The following is a 16,877-nucleotide window of genomic DNA, read 5'->3' as shown; positions in this document are numbered from 1 at the left end:
GGGATCCGTCGAGGAGAGGAGATCACCAACGCCTATTCCTTCCTCGGACATTCCGCCCCCGCAGTGGGGGAGGTTTCGAGCGGTCGCCGTCGCGGTTCATTCCGTAGCGATCCGCCCGCCACCGACAATCGTACCGCCAGCCTCCCGGTGCGCCGCAAGACATCTCGTCTGCCGCCGTCGCCGCCCGAACTAGGTCGAACGGTCGAGTGTCGGCCCCCCGCCAGTCTCCGTAGAACCGACCGGCAATCGAGCGCGCGAGCGCCCGAAGGCGGGTCCTGCGCGGCCCAAGTCCCGGGGTCGAGGAGATGGGCCGCACGGCTTCTCCGGCCCACGGAACAACTGCGCCGGTCCCTCGGGGAACAGCAGACGACGGCCGGGCACGGCCGGCGGAACGGTCGGGCGAGACATGGGATTCGAGGGCGTCGCGCACGCTGCGGACGGCGCGTGGCGCGAAGCCACGCTGGGCCGGAGCGTGTCGGTGCGCGGGCCCGGGCTGCATACCGGCCGGGTCGCCCGCGTCACGCTGGCGCCCGCCCCCGCCGGCCACGGCATCCGCTTCGCGGTGCGCTGCTCAGGCTTGTCGGCCGAGGTGCCGGCCGGCACGGCGGACTGGGTCGCGAGCCGGATGAGCACCGCCCTCGCCATCGGGCAGGGGCGCAAGCTGCGCACCATCGAGCACCTGATGGCGGGCCTGTCGGCCTCCCGGATCGATAACGCGGCGATCACCGTCGAGGGGACCGAAATCCCGATCCTCGACGGCTCGGCCGCGCGCTGGTGCGCGCTGATCGATGCCGCCGGTCGGGCGCCGCAGGCGCGGCCGCGCCAGGTCTTGCGCATCCGGGCGCCGTTCCAGGTCGACGGCTTGCACGGCTTCCTGCGCGCCGAGCCGGCCGAGGCGTTCGAGGTCGACGTCAGCACCGACCGGCTGCCGGGCTTCGGCGTGCTGCGCTGGTCGGGTCCGATCGATCCGGACACGTTCCGACGCCAGATCGCCCCGAGCCGCAGCTTCGGCAACGCCTCGCTGATCTGGCGCACCCTGCTCAAGACCCGCCTCGCCCGCACGCTCCTGCCGGCGCCGGCCCGGGACCGGCTCTGGGCCCGCTCGTTCGAATCCCAGACCGTGTGCGCCGACGGACTCGCGCCGACGCTCTCCCGGCCGGAGCACCGGCGCCCGATCTGCCCGGAGACGGAAGGACGGATGCACCCGCGCGACCGCGAGCCGCTGCTGCGCGGCGCCCGCCCGGGGCGGGTCGCGATCCTGCTCGGCGGCCGGGTGCTCGGCGGCGCGCGCTTTCCCGACGAGCCGGTGCGGCACAAGATCCTCGACCTCGTCGGCGACCTCGCCCTCGCCGGCCGGCCGATCCTCGGGCGCATCGTGGCGAACTGCCCGACCCATGCGCTCACCTTCGCGTTCCTGACCGAATTGATGCGCCATCCGGAATGCTGGGAGGTGGTATCCCTCTCCGACGCCGCCCGATCCGGTCCCGATCGCGGAGCGATCACCGATCGCGGAGCGATCGGCACAACTTGATTTGGCCGCAAAGCGGAGCGATCGAAGCCTGACGATGGCCGCGCTCGTGAGGCGGCAGGGGAGATCCGGGACCTCCGCCTTGCTCGGAAGCTTGGGCGTCAGTACGGTCCGGCACCTCCCCGAGCCGCCCCGTGGCCGTCCCTGTCCGGTCGGAAGTCGCCGAAGCTTGCGCACGCTCTCACTCGTCCTCGCCTGCCTCACGGCCCTCGCCGGGCTGCTCCTCGCCACGCCGGAGGCTCGCGCGGTCGAGGCCGTGCGCGTCACCCTCGATTCGCAGGCCATCGACCTCACCCCGGCGATCGAGCGCTACCGCTCCGACGGGGACCTGATCCAGATCTCGACGGCGCCGGGCAAGGACGGCATCGTGCGCCGCATCGCCGTCAAGGCGCGCGAGACCGGGGCGCGGCCGGACTGGATGGTGTTCGCGCTCACCAACGACACCGACGAGCAGATCGACCGCCTGCTGGTCGCCCCGCATTTCCGCCTCGTCGGCTCCGGGGTGGTCTGGCCCGATCTCGGGGGATCGCGCATCGCCGCGATCACGGCGAGCCAGGGCATCCGGCCAGAGCGCGACGAGAGCCCGGATGCCGACCAGTTCATCATCACGCTCGATCCCGGCACCACCGTCACCTTCGTGGCCGAGCTGCGCACGCCCAACGTGCCGCAGGTCTACCTCTGGGACCAGGACGCCTACCGCAAGAAGGCGACCGGGCTGACCCTCTACAAGGGCATCATCATCGGTATCGCCGGGCTGCTCGCCCTGTTCCTGACCATCGTGTTCGTGGTCAAGGGCGCGATCATCTTCCCGGCCGCCGCGGCTCTGGCCTGGGCGGTGCTGGCCTATGCGTGCATCGATTTCGGGTTCTTCCAGCGCATCTTCCCGGTCACCGAGGCGGCGGAGCGGATCTACCGCGCCTCGGCGGAAGCGGTGCTGGGTGCCACGCTGCTCGTCTTCCTGTTCGCCTACCTCAACCTCGCTCGCTGGCACGTGCGCTACAGCCACGTCGCGCTGATCTGGCTCCTGTTCCTCGCCGGCCTCGTGGGTCTCGCCGTCATCGACCCGCCGGTGGCGGCGGGCGTGGCGCGGATCTCGGTCGCGACGGTGGCCGGCGTCGGCCTGCTGCTGGTGGTGTACCTGGCCATCCACAACGGCTACGACCGGGCGATCCTGCTGATCCCGACCTGGCTCCTGCTGCTGGCCTGGGTGGTGGCGGCGGGCTTCGCCATCACCGGCCAGCTCCACAACGACCTCGTCCAGCCGGCCCTGATCGGCGGCCTGGTGCTGATCGTGATGCTGATCGGGTTCACGGTGCTCCAGCACGCCTTCGCGGGCGGCGGAATCGGCAACAGCCTCGTCTCCGACACCGAGCGGCGGGCGCTCGCGCTCACGGGTGCCGGCGACGTGGTGTTCGACTGGGACGTGCCGGGCGACCGGGTCTTCGCCGGCCCCGAGATCGAGGGACAGCTCGGCCTCAAGCGCGGCGCGCTCGAGGGGCCGCAGGCGAACTGGCTCTCCCTCCTCCACCCGTTCGACGTCGAGCGCTACTCCGCCGCCCTCGACACGGTGATCGAGGAGCGGCGCGGCCGCATCTCCCAGGATTTCCGCCTGCGCTCGGCGGCCGGCCCCTATTACTGGTTCCGCCTCAAGGCGCGGCCGGTGATCGGCACCGACGGCGAGGTGGTGCGCATCGTCGGCACCATCGCGGACGTGACCGAGGCGAAGATTGCCGAGGAGCGGCTGCTGCACGACGCCGTCCACGACAACCTCACCGGGCTGCCCAACCGCGAGTTGTTCAACGATCGGCTCGACGCGGCGCTGGCGCTAGCCGGCCAGGATCCGCGCCTGAAACCCACCCTGTTCGTGGTCGACATCGACCGGTTCAAGCAGGTCAACGACGCGATCGGGCTCTCGGCCGGCGACTCGATCCTGCTGACCCTGTCGCGCCGCCTCAACCGGCTCTTGCGGCCGCAGGACACCCTCGCCCGCGTCGCCGGCGACGAGTTCGCCGTCATCCTGCTCTCCGAGCGCGACCCGGACCGGATCATCGCGTTCGCCGACAGCATCCGCCGGGCGATCACCACGCCGATCACCTACGCCGACCGCGAGATCTTCCTGACCCCCTCGATCGGCGTGGCGCTCCACGAGGCCGGCGCGGTGGTGAAGCGCGACGACGTGGTGAAGAACGCCGAGCTCGCGATGATCAACGGCAAGCGCCAGGGCGGCGACCGGATCGAGGTCTACCGCCCGACCATGCGCTCCGACCGCGGCGAGCGGATGATGCTGGAGAGCGACCTGCGCCGGGCGCTGGAGCGCAACGAGATCAAGGTGCTGTTCCAGCCGATCGTGCGTCTCGAAGACCGCACGGTGGCGGGCTTCGAGACGGTCTTGCGCTGGGACCACCCGCGGCTCGGCCGCGTCGCCCCCCAGGTCTTCCTGCCGATCGCCGAGGAATCCGGCCTCATCGTCAATCTCGGCGTCTTCGCGCTGGAGCGCACCGCGGCGGAACTCGCCGCCTGGCAGCAGGCGCTGGTGGTCGAGCCGCCGATCTTCGCGTCCGTCAACCTGTCCTCGCGCCAGCTCCTGCGCCACGACCTCCTGCACGACGTGAAGACCGTGCTCGCCCGCACCGGCGTCGTCCCCGGCTCGCTCAAGCTGGAACTGACCGAGCCGCTGGTGATGGAGAACCCGGAATACGCCGCCCAGATGCTCGCCCGCATCCACGAGCTCGGCGCGGGCCTCTGCCTCGACGATTTCGGCACCGGCTACTCGGCGCTGACCTACATGCAGCGCTTCCCCTTCGACACGATCAAGATCGACCACTCCTTCGTGCGCCAGATGGCGAGCGGGCGCTCGGGCATCCTGCGCTCGATCGTCCGGATGGCGCAGGAACTCGGGCTCGAGATCATCGCCGAGGGCGCGGAATCCGAGGCCGATGCGCTCGCGCTGGCCGAGATCGGCTGCGACTACGCGCAGGGCTTCGCCTTCGGCGAGCCGATGTCGATCCTCCAGGCGCGCCAGCTGGTGGGGGCGGCACCGGAGGCGGCGTAGTATTCAACCCACACGGATGTGAATCGCCCCGTCCGGTTGGGCGAACCCTCACAATACACGGTAACGGGCATTCAACGAACCGTAATCCTCCTGCAGCCCAGATTCTCATGGGGCTGGCGGCTGGAGCAGGGCTTGCGTGCCGGATGCGCGGAGCGACGGTCGACCCCTGAATTAGGGGTCCAAAGTTTATCGGGTCGTACCGCAAATCAGTGCTGAAGTTGATATTAATAAACGATAATGAAATTTTTATGTATTTAATGTTATTTCTCATCTTGAGCGCGCGACATAGCGTTATATATAACAATAAATTTTTTTATGTTATATTAATATTTATTTTATTCTCACAGATTTAGAGACTATATTATCTCTCCACATTTTGCCGGTATCATCTTTCATCACAATCACGGATATTATAAGTCGCCGTCGATCAGTTGATTTAATTTTTCTTGCACTCGGATTTAGAGTGTTGACTTTAAAATCTTGCGGCACTACGAATTACAAATATATGTATCTGCAAGAACGGCATTCCGATGAGCTACCTCCAGATATTTGACTCTATCTACTTACCGCATTTTTCCATTGTTGTCCTACTAAGTTGTATTGTTCCAATTGGTATATTTATTGGAAGAACTAACATAAAAATCGCCCGTCGCGAAATAGTAAGAGACCTAGAGAAGCTTTTTGGCTTCGCCATCAACATAGAAGGACGACCTATCATAATTCCTTCATTTGAGCTTGTAAAGTACAAATATGATCCATCCTCTACTGAGAGACGGATAGATTATCGTGATATGAAACATTCAATAGTATATTACTTTTTTCCTGTCACAATATATATAGTAATGACTTCTATAGGATTCGGTCTTGCATTTTACGAGCTTCCAAATGCGCTACCTCAATTCGCTGAATCGATCAAAGCTCAAGCAGGACTTGGAAGGACGCCGTTTGCAGATCCTGGTGAAACACTGATAGGATCTATATTTTACACTTTTTTTGCTGCGTATATATGGTCTGTCCAATATCTGATTAGAAGAATATCAAATTTTGACTTATCTCCCATGTCTTTTTTCTTTTCTATTTTGCATATGCTTACGGCAGTTGCTGTAAGCGCGGCAATATGGCATACTCATCTGCTGGATGCTATCAGCCCAAATTTTCGGATCGGAGCCTCTTTCCTCATAGGATTTTTTCCAGACCTGTTCATCAGATCACTGAGCGCTCGATTTCCCATCATACGATTGCGCTCGGTGAGCGATGCAAGTCGAGAATTGCAAGAAGAGTATCCGCTCGATATGATTATCGGCATCGATCCATTTATGAAACTTCGCTTGAGCGAGTTTGAAATCCAGGATGTTCAAAATCTAGCGACAATAAATCCGATACAGATATTTGTCGAAACGCCTTACGGGCTGTATGAAGTGATCGATTGGGTGGCTCAGGCGCAGTTGATTTTAGCGGCCGGTCCGCGAAATGTTGCAAAACTAAGAAAATTAATGATAAGAACTATCTTTGATCTTGAAAAATCAGTCTACAGTCCAACTATGCGTAAGCGAATAATGGATGCGCTAATCATAGATAACGATAGCTCACGAACTCATGACACTCGTTTGAATTCTGAGCAAGTTCCAATTTTTGGAACGGCCAGCAGATTTAATCATAGCGAAAATGATCTTAATATTAGCGGAGAATTAGAAACAATTATAACCTATATAAGAGACGATTTGCATGTGCGCCGCCTTCGTCAAATTTGGGACGTGATTAACATGAGGTTGGATGAGCGTAATGTAAGACCCGCGAGCAGCAGCGTTCCGCCAGAATACCATATCTGAGCACGACCTCCTGCACGACGTGAAGACCGTGCTCGCCCGCACCGGCATCGTCCCCGGCTCGCTCAAGCTGGAACTGACCGAGCCGCTGGTGATGGAGAACCCGGAATACGCCGCCCAGATGCTCGCCCGCATCCACGAGCTCGGCGCGGGCCTCTGCCTCGACGATTTCGGCACCGGCTACTCGGCGCTGACCTACATGCAGCGCTTCCCCTTCGACACGATCAAGATCGACCACTCCTTCGTGCGCCAGATGGCGAGCGGGCGCTCGGGCATCCTGCGCTCGATCGTCCGGATGGCGCAGGAACTCGGGCTCGAGATCATCGCCGAGGGCGCGGAATCCGAGGCCGATGCGCTCGCGCTGGCCGAGATCGGCTGCGACTACGCGCAGGGCTTCGCCTTCGGCGAGCCGACGTCGATCCTCCAGGCGCGCCAGCTGGTGAGGGCGGCGCCGGAGGCGGCGTGAGGATCGCCCGCCGGAGGCGGGACGGTCTCGGGATCCGGTCGCCGGGACGTCATTCGATTTTGCGCATCGCGCAAGCGATCCCGGAGGGATCGCCCGGCGCTCGCCCGCAGGAAGCGGAGGGAGTGGCGCCCCCCTACTCCTCCGAAAAATCCCCCTCGTCTCGGAGCCCGTCGAGCACGTCGAGGCAGCCCTGGAGGATGTAGGCGGCGGCGAGCTTGTCGACGAGTTCGCCGCGCCGCGCCCGCGAGGCGTCGGCTTCCAGCAGGGTCCGGGTGACCGCCGCCGTCGACAGGCGCTCGTCCCAGAACAGCACCGGCAGCGGCAGGATCGGCTTGAGGTTGCGCACGAAGGCCCGCGTCGACTGCACCCGCGGGCCCTCGCTGCCGTCCATGTTGAGGGGCAGCCCGACCACCAGCCCGCCGACCCCGTGCTTCGTCGCGATCCCCGCGAGCGCGGCGGCGTCGGGGGTGAACTTGACCCGCTTGATCGTCTCCAGCGGCGAGGCGATCCGGCGCTGCACGTCCGAGAGGGCGAGCCCGATGGTCTTGGTGCCGAGGTCGAGCCCGAGCAGGCGAGCGCCCCCGCGCGACTGCGCCGCGAAGGCTTCGATCGTCTCCCGGTTCACGGCCGGCCTCCGCGCGTTAGGTAGGCTGTGCCGGCCCCGTCCTTCCGTAGCGTCCGGGCGGCCGGCCGTCGCGTCCCACTCCGACACATTCCTCGCCCGGAGATCATCCGATGCGCATCACCTGGTTCGGCCATTCCACCTTCCGCCTCGATTTCGGCTCCGCCCACGTGTTGATCGATCCGTTCTTCAGCGGCAACCCGGCTTTCGAGGGCGACCGCAAGGCGGCGACCGAGGGCGCCACCCACATCCTGATCACCCACGGCCACGGCGACCACGTCGGCGACACGGTCGAGATCGCCGCCGAGACCGGCGCCAAGGTCGTCACCAACTACGACCTGTGCATGTGGCTGTCCTCGAAGGGCGTGACGCAATTCGAGCCGATGAACACCGGCGGCACCGTCGATGTCGGGGGCTTCCGGGTCAGCCTGGTGCGGGCCGACCACTCCGCCGGCATGAGCGAGGCCGGCGTCACGGTGCCGCTCGGGTTGCCGAACGGGGTGATCGTGCGCGCCGAGGGCGAGCCCACGGTCTACCACATGGGCGACACCGACATCTTCGGCGACATGGCGCTGATCCAGGAGATCTACCGCCCCGACGTGCTGATGGTGCCGGTCGGCGACCGCTTCACCATGGGAGCGGAGACCGCGGCGCTGGCGGTGAAGCGCTTCTTCAAGCCGAAGGCCGTGATCCCCTGCCACTACGGCTCCTTCCCGATCGTCGACCCGAGCGCCGACCGCTTCGTCGCCGCCATGGACGGCAGCGGCGTCCAGGTGATCGTGCCGCACAAGGGCACCGCCGTCACGGTGCAGTAGGACCGGCGGTGGCCGCCCTCCCCGGGGGCGGCCGCCGCCGGCGGCTTTGGACGGTGCCGTTAAGGTTAACGAAAGGTTGACATGGCGCGCCGGGGCCGGTGGGATTAACCAGGCATTAACCTGCCGTCTCCCCCGCACCGAGGTCGCCCGTGGCTTCCGTCATCGTTCCCTTCGCGCTCGCTACCGGCCGGCAGGAGCGGAGCCCCGCCCACGATCCCGCCGTCCCGCTCCCGGCCGAGGGCGCCGCCCCCGGCCGGCGCGTGCCGGCGGAGGCGATCCTCGCCGTCGGCCGCCGGATCCGCCTGGCCGCGAGCCTGCCGGAGGCGGCTCCCACGGCTTCGCGCCCGCGGATGCAGCGCAAGCACAAGCTCATGCTGGTGACCGCCGCCGCCGTGCTCTATCTCGGCGGTTCGGAGGCGCGCCGGAACTTCAAGCCGCGGGCGACGCTGATCGAGGTGCCGGACGCCCGCGGCAACGCCATCGCGGCGCTGCCGGCGCCGAGGTCGGCGGCCTGACAGTCCGCCCGTTGCGGCAGCGCGAAAGCCGGTGCTATAGCGCCCCGCGGCCGTGAGCCGCCGGGCCGCGTTGAGCCCGGTTTCCCGCTTGCCCGAACGGAGTGCCCATGTCGGTCGACGCCAAGACGGTCCGGCGCATCGCGCACCTGGCGCGGATCGCGGTCACCGACGAGGAGGTGGCGCCGCTCCAGGACGAGCTGAACGCCATCCTGTCCTTCGTCGAGCAGCTCGACGCGGTCGACGTCTCGGGCGTCGAGCCGATGACCTCGGTGACCCCGATGGCGATGAAGAGCCGCGAGGACGTGATCACCGATGGCGGGCATGCCCGCGAGATCGTGTTCAACGCGCCGCTGACCGAGGACAACTATTTCGTGGTGCCGAAGGTCGTCGAGTAGCCTCGACCGGAAGACCGTTGTTCAGCGCACCCATGGCGGCCGACGGGCCGCGACAGGACGGACGATCGTGAGCACCAAGCCGGCAGAGCTGACCGACCTCACCCTGGCCCAGGCCCGCGACGGCCTGCGGGCGAAGGAGTTCTCCGCCCGGGAACTGGCGCAGGCCCATCTCGACGCGATGGAAAAGGCGCGGGTCCTCAACGCCTACCTGCTCGAGACGCCCGACCGGGCGCTCGCGATGGCCGAGGTCGCCGACCAGAAGCTCGCCGCCGGCGAGGCGCGCCCCCTCGAGGGCTTGCCGCTCGGCATCAAGGACCTGTTCTGCACCCACGGCGTCGCCACCACCGCGGGTTCCAAGATCCTCGAAGGCTTCCAGCCGCACTACGAATCCACCGTCAGCCACAACCTGTGGCGCGACGGCGCGGTGATGCTCGGCAAGCTCAACCTCGACGAGTTCGCCATGGGCTCGTCGAACGAGACCAGCGCCTACGGCCCGGTCATCTCGCCGTGGCGGCGTCAAGGCTCCGACACCAAGCTCGTGCCCGGCGGCTCGTCGGGCGGCTCGGCCGCGGCGGTCGCCGCCCGCCTGTGCCTGGGCGCCACCGCCACCGACACCGGCGGCTCGATCCGCCAGCCGGCGGCCTTCACCGGGACCGTTGGCATCAAGCCGACCTACGGCCGCTGCTCGCGCTGGGGCACCGTCGCCTTCGCCTCCTCCCTCGACCAGGCCGGGCCGATCACCCGCACGGTGCGCGACGCCGCGATCCTGCTCACCTCGATGTCCGGCCACGACGACAAGGACACCACCTCGGTCAACTTGCCTGTGCCCGACTTCGAGGCGGCGGTGAACCGCGGCGTCAAGGGCCTGACCATCGGCATCCCGAAGGAGTACCGGGTCGACGGCATGCCGGCCGAGATCGAGCGGCTGTGGCAGCAGGGCGCCGCGTGGCTGCGCGACGCCGGCGCCAAGGTGGTCGAGGTCTCGCTGCCGCACACGCAATACGCGCTGCCGGCCTACTACATCGTCGCGCCGGCCGAGGCCTCCTCGAACCTCGCCCGCTACGACGGCGTCCGCTACGGCTTGCGCGTGCCCGGCAAGGACATCGTCGGGATGTACGAGCAGACCCGCGCCGCGGGCTTCGGCCGCGAGGTCAAGCGCCGGATCATGATCGGCACCTACGTGCTCTCGGCCGGCTACTACGACGCCTACTACGTCCGGGCCCAGAAGATCCGCACGCTGATCAAGCGCGACTTCGAGGAGGTCTACGCCTCGGGCGTCGACGCGATCCTCACTCCCACCACCCCGTCCGCCGCCTTCGGCTTCGGCGAGAAGGCCAAGGCCGACCCGGTCGAGATGTACCTCCTCGACGTGTTCACCGTGACGGTGAACATGGCCGGCCTCCCCGGCCTCGCGGTGCCGGCGGGCCTCGACGCGCAAGGGCTGCCGCTCGGCCTCCAGCTCATCGGCCGGCCCTTCGACGAGGAGACCTTGTTCGCCGCGGGCCAGGTGCTGGAAGAAGCGGCGGGCCGCATCGCCCTGCCGCAGGCGTGGTGGGCGTGAACCACCCGACCGTCCCCTACTACCCGCCCGAAGTCTGGATCATGGCGGCGTTCGATCCCGTCCTGATCGGGCTCGCGCTATATCTCGGCTGGAAGGCGGACCAGTTCGGCAAGGTGGTCCTCGTCGCGATGATGGCGCTGGTCGGCTCGGTGCTGGTGTCGTGGGTGCTGACCGGGATCGGCGTACCGTGGCCGGCGCCGATCGGGCGGGAATTGCCCACCTTCTTCCCGGTGCGCACCGGTGGGGCGCTGATCTACGCGGTCATCGGCTACACCGCCCGGCGCGCGATCGCGCCGCGCGCTTGACCGGCCGGCGCCACCCTTTCTACTAGGCATGAAACCGTCCCCTCTCCCGCGGGAGAGGGGCCAATCGTGCGAGAATCCGAGACCCTCATGAACGCTCCCGTGAACCCCAAGAAGCTGATCAAGGGCGCGCTGGGCGATTGGGAGGTGGTGATCGGCATGGAGATCCATGCCCAGGTCACCAGCCGCTCGAAGCTGTTCTCCGGCGCGCCGACCGCCTTCGGGGCCGAGCCGAACGACAACGTCTCGCTGGTCGATGCCGCGATGCCCGGCATGCTGCCGGTGATCAACCGCGAATGCGTCGCGCAGGCGGTGCGGACCGGCCTCGGCCTGAAAGCCCAGATCAACCACCGCTCGGTGTTCGACCGGAAGAACTACTTCTACCCGGACCTGCCCCAGGGCTACCAGATCAGCCAGTACAAGAGCCCGATCGTCGGCGAGGGCGAGGTGCTGGTCGACCTGCCCGACGGCGAGAGCATCCGGGTCGGGATCGAGCGCCTGCACCTCGAGCAGGATGCCGGCAAGTCGCTGCACGACCAGTCTCCCACGATGAGCTTCGTCGACCTCAACCGGTCGGGCGTGGCGCTGATGGAGATCGTCTCCAAGCCGGACCTGCGCTCGTCCGAGGAGGCCAAGGCCTACGTGACGAAGCTGCGCACCATCCTGCGCTACCTCGGCACCTGCGACGGCGACATGGAGAAGGGCAATCTTCGCGCCGACGTGAACGTCTCGGTCCGAAAAGTCGGCGACCCCTTCGGCACCCGCTGCGAGATCAAGAACGTCAACTCGATCCGCTTCATCGGCCAGGCGATCGAGGTCGAGGCCCGGCGCCAGATCGCGATCATCGAGGATGGCGGCACGATCGACCAGGAGACCCGCCTGTTCGACCCGAACAAGGGTGAGACCCGCTCGATGCGCTCGAAGGAAGAGGCGCACGACTACCGCTACTTCCCCGATCCGGACCTGCTGCCGCTCGAATTCGACCAGGCCTTCGTCGATGGGCTGGCCGCCGGCCTGCCGGAACTGCCCGACGCCAAGAAGGCCCGCTTCATCGACGCCTACGGCCTGTCGCCCTACGACGCGACGGTGCTGGTGGCCGAGCGCGCCTCTGCCGACTACTTCGAGGCGGTGGCCAAGGGCCGCGACGGCAAGATCGCGGCGAACTGGGTCATCAACGAGCTGTTCGGTCGACTGAACAAGGAAGGCAAGTCGATCGAGGACAGCCCGGTCTCGGCGGATCAGCTCGGCGCGATCGTCGATCTGATCGGTGACAACACCATCTCGGGCAAGATCGCCAAGGACGTGTTCGAGATCGTCTGGAGCGAGGGCGGCGATCCGCGCCAGGTCGTCGAGAGCCGCGGCCTGCGCCAGGTCACCGATACCGGCGCGATCGAGGCGGCGATCGACCAGATCATCGCGGCCAACCCCGACAAGGTCGAGCAGGCCAAGGCGAAGCCCACCCTGCTCGGCTGGTTCGTCGGCCAGACCATGAAGGCCACCGGCGGCAAGGCCAACCCGGCGGCGGTGAACGCGCTGCTGAAGGCGAAGCTCGGGATCGAGTAAAGCGCCGACGCGAACCCTCCCCCCCCTCTGCGGGGGAGGGTAGCCCCTGCGTCAGCAGGGGTCGGGAGAGGGGCAGCGCGACGCGTCAGGACCAGCTCCCTTCATCAAGGTCGCGACCTTTCCGGAAGCGTCGTCCCCTCTCCCGCCCGGCGCACGAGTGCTACGCGCTCGCAGCCGGGCACCCTCCCCCGTCCCAAGTCGGTCCTGCCCGACTTGGTCACAGGGATGTGGAACTCGGGCAAGCCCGAGTTCCGTGGGGGAGGGTTCAGGGGCGTCGCGCCTCGTCCCGCGGCGGATCGCCTTCGTCACGGAGGCTCCCTTGCCGGCCCCGGTTCCGACTCCATACCCTCGCGAACGGCTGCCCGGCGGGGCGGCCCGCCCCCGCGAGGCCGCATGCCCGACCTGTTCAGCCCCTTCACCCTGAAGGACGTCACGCTCCGCAACCGGATCGCGATGTCGCCGATGACCATGCACCGGTCGGTCGACGGGGCGATGGGCGACTACCACGTCATGCTCTACGGCTCGCGGGCGGCGGGCGGGTTCGGGCTCGTCTTCCCCGAGCAGATCGCCATCACCCCGGAGGGCCGCACCACCACCGCCTGCGCGGGCATCTGGGACGACCGCCACGTCGAGGGCCTCGCCCGCATCACCCGGATCATCCGCGAGATGGGCGGCGTGCCAGCGATCCAGCTCGGGCATACCGGGCGGAAGGGCAGCGAGCAGAAGCCCTGGGAGGGCAAGCTGCAACTGCCGCCCGACCACCCCGACGGCTGGCAGCTCAAGGCCCCCTCCCCGATCTCCTACGGCGGCCGCTACACCTATCCGGTCGAGGAAATGACGATCGAGGAGATCGCCGGCATCCACCGGGCCTACGCGGACGCCGCGCGCCGTGCCGTTGAGGCCGGGTTCGAGTGGCTGGAGATGCACTTCGCCCACGGCTATCTCGGCGCGAGCTTCTTCTCGCCGCTCGCCAACCAGCGCACCGACCAGTACGGCGGCAGCCTCGACAACCGGCTGCGGTTCCATCTCGAGGCGCTGGACGCCGTGCGGGCGGTGTGGCCGGAGCGCCTGCCGCTCACCATGCGGCTCGGCTCCGACGACCTGCATCCGGACGGCGTGCAATTCGACGAGGCGGTGGTGGCGGTCGGCCGGATGAAGGCGCACGGCCTCGACCTCGCCGACCTGTCGATCGGCTTCAACACCGACGAGATGACCGATCCGCCCTTCGCCCGGATGTCGTTCATGGTCGAGCGCGGCACGCGGGTGCGGCGCGAGGTCGGGATCCCGGTAGGCGTGAGCTGGAATCTCGGCCTGCCGGCAGTGGCCGACCGGGTGATCCGCGACGAGTTGATCGACCTCGTCTTCCTCGGACGGCCGGCCCTGTCGAACCCGCACTGGCCGGTCTGGGCGGCGCGGGAACTGGCGCATCCCGACCCGTTCGGGCTGGTGCCGGAGGATTGGGGCTGGTGGCTGCGCAACTTCCGCGCCCACGAGGCCTGCATCGGCTGGCCCGCCCCGGGGGCGGCCGCGCCTTGAGCGGCGGAAAGGGCATAACGTGCGGGATCGGGGCGGGCCGGTCGCGGGCTCGATATCGCACGCGCCGGCAGCGTTCGGCGGCATGATTTTTCGGAAATGTCACACCGCTCGCGCGTGGTTTTTTCAGTCGTTCCGGGTGCCGTGCCTAATATTTTTCCGAGTGTCTTGCTATCTGTCGCGACCTGAATTATACAGGATGAATCGATTGTTGGCCTGATTACCGAGCCTCTCCGCCGCGTTGTCGCCGGCGCATGCTCTGCCACTCGCTCCAAATCCGTCGATCGACCCGAGTCTTGGCGCTGCCGACGGCGTGCCGAGCTCCACCACGCGCTTTCAGATTATGGATACGACAATGACGATCGGCACCGTGAAGTGGTTCAACGTCCAGAAGGGCTTCGGCTTCATCCAGCCGGATGACGGCGGCAAGGACGTCTTCGTGCACATCTCCGCCGTCGAGCGGTCGGGCATGCAGACCCTCTCGGAAGGGCAGAAGGTCTCCTACGAGATGGAAACCGACCGTCGCAGCGGCAAGCAATCCGCCGGCAACCTGCGCGCCGCGTAACCGCACCGGTACCGAGATGCGGGTGCTTCGCCCGCATCTCCCGTCCTGCGCCACGGCGCAGGCCCGACCTCCATCGGATTATTTGAGTGAATTTCACGTTCAGTTCGCATTCCGCTGACGCGGCGCTCGAGCCCGCGACCTTCCAGGTGCAGCAGATCTGGCAGCAGGTCGATGACCAGCGCCGCGACGTCAGCCACCTGATCGACCGGACCTATCGCTACCACTCGGTCCGTGAGTTGCACTGGCATCTCGCCGACCGGTTCTCGCGCCCGATCCGCTCCCTCGCCTTGAGCCGGGTCTGAGCGATGGGCAAGTTCAAGGAAGCGCCGCTCGGCGACCGCCTCGGCTCGGCCGCCGCGGCCCGGCAGGCCGCGCTCGCCCGGTTCCAGGCGCGGGCCACTGCCCACGATCCGGTCCTCGCGGCGCGCCGCGCGGCGCGCCAGGCGATCACCGCGGCGCGCACCGTCCGGCTGGCCGAGCGCGAGGCCGAGCGGGCGGCGCAGGACGCGGCCCGTGCGGCACGAGAGGCCGAGGCGCGGGCCGAGGAAACGCGGCGGCGCGAGGCTGCGGCCATTGAGGAGGCGGAACGTGCCGCCGAGGCCGCGCGGATGGCCGCTTCGCTCCAGGCCGACCAGAAGGCCGCGCGCGACGCCCGATACGCCGCCCGCAAGGCGCGCAAGCGCGGGTGAAGGACGCGATGCGGCAGCGAACCGCCGGGCGGTCCGCTGCCGATGTCTGTCGTGTCCGACGGTCAGTTGCAGCCTTCCTTGTGGACCGTCTTGGAATTGCCCATCCCGTCCTCCTTGTGGACGGTCTTGGAGCCGCAATCGACGCTGCCGGTGGTGATGTCGCGGTGCTCGACCACACCTTCGCGATGCTCGACTGCGATGCCGGGCGCCCGGTCGCGATGGATCACGGTGGTCTCCTCGGCCATCGCAGAGGCCGAGAACCCGGCCAGGATGATCGCGGCCGCGCCGGCGGTGAAGACTGTCCGCATGGGTGATATCCTCAGTTCATCTGGCACTAACAACGGCGTTTCGGCAGATAGGGTTCCGCCTCTCCGAGGCAGGTGGCGCGTCGAATAGCCTGATTAAGAAAATCATCCTCATTGCGAAGCCTGGCGGATGCTGTCGCGCCTGTGAGCGGATGACGGATAGACTATCGGAGGCACGTCCAATGGGATTGCCTGTGGTGCGCTTGCAACAGGGGCAAAACCTCGTCGATTTGCCGGCAATAAAGCGCCCCGCTCACGCGTCTGCCTTTAGGACACTCTCGGCCCGCCTCGCGCGGGCGCACCCGATGGAACAGGCATGATCGCGGCCGGACGTCTGCTCCACCTCCTGCGCACCCTCCTGCCCGCCCTCTCGCTCGCGGGAGCGAGCCTGCCGGCGGCGGCGCAGGTCGACCATGACGGGCAGCTCTGGATCAACGCCACGGCCTTCGGCAGTGTCGGGTCGTTCGCGGCCTTCGCCGAGGTGCAGCCGCGCTTCGGCGAGGGCATCTCCCACCTCGACCAGCTCATCCTGAGACCGGCCGTCGGCTGGAAGATCAACGACGCCGTCACCGTCTACCAGGGCTACGCCCGGGTCGAGAACACGCCGCTCGGCCAGCGCGCCGTCTCGGAGGATCGCAGCTTCCAGCAACTCGGCTGGGAGATCGGGACGGTCGCGCGGGTCAAGCTCTCGTCGCGCACGCGGTTCGAGCAGCGCTTCCAGAGCAACGGGCGGGACACGGGCTTTCGCCTGCGTCAGATGCTGCGCGCCGCGGTGCCGCTCACCGAGGAGAAGCGGGGCGTCGCCGCCGTGGCCTGGGCGGAAGCCTTCGTCGCCCTCAACGACACCGATTGGGGCGCCCGGGCCGGCCTCGACCGCGTCCGCACCTTCGTCGGGCTCGAATTTCCGCTCGCCGGCCACTCGACGCTGGAAGTCGGCTACATGAACCAGACGGTCAACGCCCCGGCCCGGGTGGCGATGGATCACATCATCTCGGTGAATCTATTCGTGCGGCAATGATCTGGGCTCGAATCCGGCACGTCCCCCACGGTACACGACACTGTCAGTTACGGTACCGACCGGCCCACAATCCGTCGTAAGCCAACCCCCCCCTTTCCCGGACGACTGGAGCGTCAGCGGAA

The 16,877-nt window shown here is 66.8% G+C and carries 16 protein-coding genes and 1 pseudogene; 15 read left to right on the top strand and 2 right to left on the bottom strand.

Annotated features, from left to right (window positions below; translation table 11 throughout):
* Window positions 1-406: 406 nt before the first annotated feature.
* The 4 genes and pseudogenes from ACS5PV_RS18765 to ACS5PV_RS18750 form a co-directional block, all read left to right on the top strand.
* Window positions 407-1,531, top strand: a complete 1,125-nt coding sequence (locus ACS5PV_RS18765; RefSeq protein ID WP_455396854.1) for a UDP-3-O-acyl-N-acetylglucosamine deacetylase — start codon at window positions 407-409, stop codon at window positions 1,529-1,531.
* A 166-nt stretch (window positions 1,532-1,697) separates the two neighbouring features.
* Window positions 1,698-4,580: an EAL domain-containing protein gene (locus ACS5PV_RS18760; RefSeq protein ID WP_455396853.1), complete on the top strand. Its 2,883-nt coding sequence runs from the start codon at window positions 1,698-1,700 to the stop codon at window positions 4,578-4,580.
* A 530-nt stretch (window positions 4,581-5,110) separates the two neighbouring features.
* Window positions 5,111-6,409, top strand: coding sequence for a hypothetical protein (locus ACS5PV_RS18755; protein WP_455396852.1), 1,299 nt, complete (start codon window positions 5,111-5,113; stop codon window positions 6,407-6,409).
* Window position 6,410: 1 nt separating this feature from the next.
* Window positions 6,411-6,872 (top strand): annotated as a pseudogene (locus tag ACS5PV_RS18750) (EAL domain-containing protein); the annotation flags it as partial.
* A 133-nt stretch (window positions 6,873-7,005) separates the two neighbouring features.
* Here ACS5PV_RS18750 and ruvX read toward each other — a convergent pair.
* Window positions 7,006-7,497, bottom strand: coding sequence for a Holliday junction resolvase RuvX (gene ruvX, locus ACS5PV_RS18745; RefSeq protein ID WP_455396851.1), 492 nt, complete (start codon window positions 7,495-7,497; stop codon window positions 7,006-7,008).
* 110 nt (window positions 7,498-7,607) lie between these two features.
* Here ruvX and ACS5PV_RS18740 point away from each other — a divergent pair, with 110 nt between their 5' ends.
* The 10 genes from ACS5PV_RS18740 to ACS5PV_RS18695 all read left to right on the top strand — a co-directional run bounded on the left by ACS5PV_RS18740 (window position 7,608) and on the right by ACS5PV_RS18695 (window position 15,432).
* Window positions 7,608-8,309, top strand: a complete 702-nt coding sequence (locus ACS5PV_RS18740; protein WP_455396850.1) for a metal-dependent hydrolase — start codon at window positions 7,608-7,610, stop codon at window positions 8,307-8,309.
* A 149-nt stretch (window positions 8,310-8,458) separates the two neighbouring features.
* Entirely contained in the window at window positions 8,459-8,824 is a 366-nt protein-coding gene (locus ACS5PV_RS18735; RefSeq protein WP_455396849.1) for a hypothetical protein, read from the top strand.
* Between the two features lie 107 nt (window positions 8,825-8,931).
* Window positions 8,932-9,219: an Asp-tRNA(Asn)/Glu-tRNA(Gln) amidotransferase subunit GatC gene (gene gatC / locus ACS5PV_RS18730; protein WP_048429481.1), complete on the top strand. Its 288-nt coding sequence runs from the start codon at window positions 8,932-8,934 to the stop codon at window positions 9,217-9,219.
* A gap of 67 nt (window positions 9,220-9,286) precedes the next feature.
* Entirely contained in the window at window positions 9,287-10,780 is a 1,494-nt protein-coding gene (gene gatA / locus ACS5PV_RS18725) for an Asp-tRNA(Asn)/Glu-tRNA(Gln) amidotransferase subunit GatA (protein WP_455396848.1), read from the top strand.
* 41 nt (window positions 10,781-10,821) lie between these two features.
* Window positions 10,822-11,085 (top strand): hypothetical protein, encoded by a 264-nt coding sequence (locus tag ACS5PV_RS18720; RefSeq protein WP_455396925.1) that lies wholly within the window; start codon window positions 10,822-10,824, stop codon window positions 11,083-11,085.
* 87 nt (window positions 11,086-11,172) lie between these two features.
* Entirely contained in the window at window positions 11,173-12,645 is a 1,473-nt protein-coding gene (gene gatB / locus ACS5PV_RS18715; RefSeq protein ID WP_455396847.1) for an Asp-tRNA(Asn)/Glu-tRNA(Gln) amidotransferase subunit GatB, read from the top strand.
* A 393-nt stretch (window positions 12,646-13,038) separates the two neighbouring features.
* A complete protein-coding gene (locus tag ACS5PV_RS18710) occupies window positions 13,039-14,181 on the top strand; it encodes an oxidoreductase (protein ID WP_455396846.1) in 1,143 nt (380 codons plus the stop codon).
* 352 nt (window positions 14,182-14,533) lie between these two features.
* Window positions 14,534-14,743 (top strand): cold-shock protein, encoded by a 210-nt coding sequence (locus ACS5PV_RS18705; RefSeq protein WP_093568437.1) that lies wholly within the window; start codon window positions 14,534-14,536, stop codon window positions 14,741-14,743.
* An 86-nt stretch (window positions 14,744-14,829) separates the two neighbouring features.
* Window positions 14,830-15,045: a hypothetical protein gene (locus ACS5PV_RS18700; RefSeq protein ID WP_455396845.1), complete on the top strand. Its 216-nt coding sequence runs from the start codon at window positions 14,830-14,832 to the stop codon at window positions 15,043-15,045.
* A gap of 3 nt (window positions 15,046-15,048) precedes the next feature.
* Window positions 15,049-15,432 carry a DUF6481 family protein gene (locus ACS5PV_RS18695; RefSeq protein WP_455396844.1) on the top strand — a complete coding sequence of 128 codons (384 nt, stop codon included), beginning with the start codon at window positions 15,049-15,051 and terminating at the stop codon, window positions 15,430-15,432.
* Window positions 15,433-15,494: 62 nt separating this feature from the next.
* Here the strand turns inward: ACS5PV_RS18695 and ACS5PV_RS18690 are convergent, their stop codons facing one another.
* Window positions 15,495-15,740: a hypothetical protein gene (locus ACS5PV_RS18690; protein WP_455396843.1), complete on the bottom strand. Its 246-nt coding sequence runs from the start codon at window positions 15,738-15,740 to the stop codon at window positions 15,495-15,497.
* A 313-nt stretch (window positions 15,741-16,053) separates the two neighbouring features.
* Here ACS5PV_RS18690 and ACS5PV_RS18685 point away from each other — a divergent pair, with 313 nt between their 5' ends.
* Complete coding sequence (locus ACS5PV_RS18685) at window positions 16,054-16,755, top strand: DUF2490 domain-containing protein (protein ID WP_455396842.1); 702 nt, start codon at window positions 16,054-16,056, stop codon at window positions 16,753-16,755.
* Window positions 16,756-16,877 lie beyond the last annotated feature (122 nt).

The sequence above is a fragment of the Methylobacterium sp. Gmos1 genome, assembly GCF_053764715.1.
Note: the sequence above shows the minus strand (reverse complement) of the source record. Positions and strands in the feature narration are given on the sequence as shown.

What these genes read in the sequence shown, in the direction of transcription:
- ACS5PV_RS18765 (WP_455396854.1), top strand. Translation starts at nt 407, where the DNA reads ATGGGATTCGAGGGCGTCGCGCACGCTGCGGACGGCGCGTGGCGCGAA.
- ACS5PV_RS18755 (WP_455396852.1), top strand. Translation starts at nt 5,111, where the DNA reads ATGAGCTACCTCCAGATATTTGACTCTATCTACTTACCGCATTTTTCC.
- ACS5PV_RS18740 (WP_455396850.1), top strand. Translation starts at nt 7,608, where the DNA reads ATGCGCATCACCTGGTTCGGCCATTCCACCTTCCGCCTCGATTTCGGC.
- gatC (WP_048429481.1), top strand. Translation starts at nt 8,932, where the DNA reads ATGTCGGTCGACGCCAAGACGGTCCGGCGCATCGCGCACCTGGCGCGG.
- ACS5PV_RS18720 (WP_455396925.1), top strand. Translation starts at nt 10,822, where the DNA reads ATGGCGGCGTTCGATCCCGTCCTGATCGGGCTCGCGCTATATCTCGGC.
- gatB (WP_455396847.1), top strand. Translation starts at nt 11,173, where the DNA reads ATGAACGCTCCCGTGAACCCCAAGAAGCTGATCAAGGGCGCGCTGGGC.
- ACS5PV_RS18710 (WP_455396846.1), top strand. Translation starts at nt 13,039, where the DNA reads ATGCCCGACCTGTTCAGCCCCTTCACCCTGAAGGACGTCACGCTCCGC.
- ACS5PV_RS18705 (WP_093568437.1), top strand. Translation starts at nt 14,534, where the DNA reads ATGACGATCGGCACCGTGAAGTGGTTCAACGTCCAGAAGGGCTTCGGC.
- ACS5PV_RS18695 (WP_455396844.1), top strand. Translation starts at nt 15,049, where the DNA reads ATGGGCAAGTTCAAGGAAGCGCCGCTCGGCGACCGCCTCGGCTCGGCC.
- ACS5PV_RS18690 (WP_455396843.1), bottom strand. Translation starts at nt 15,740, where the DNA reads ATGCGGACAGTCTTCACCGCCGGCGCGGCCGCGATCATCCTGGCCGGG.
- ACS5PV_RS18685 (WP_455396842.1), top strand. Translation starts at nt 16,054, where the DNA reads ATGATCGCGGCCGGACGTCTGCTCCACCTCCTGCGCACCCTCCTGCCC.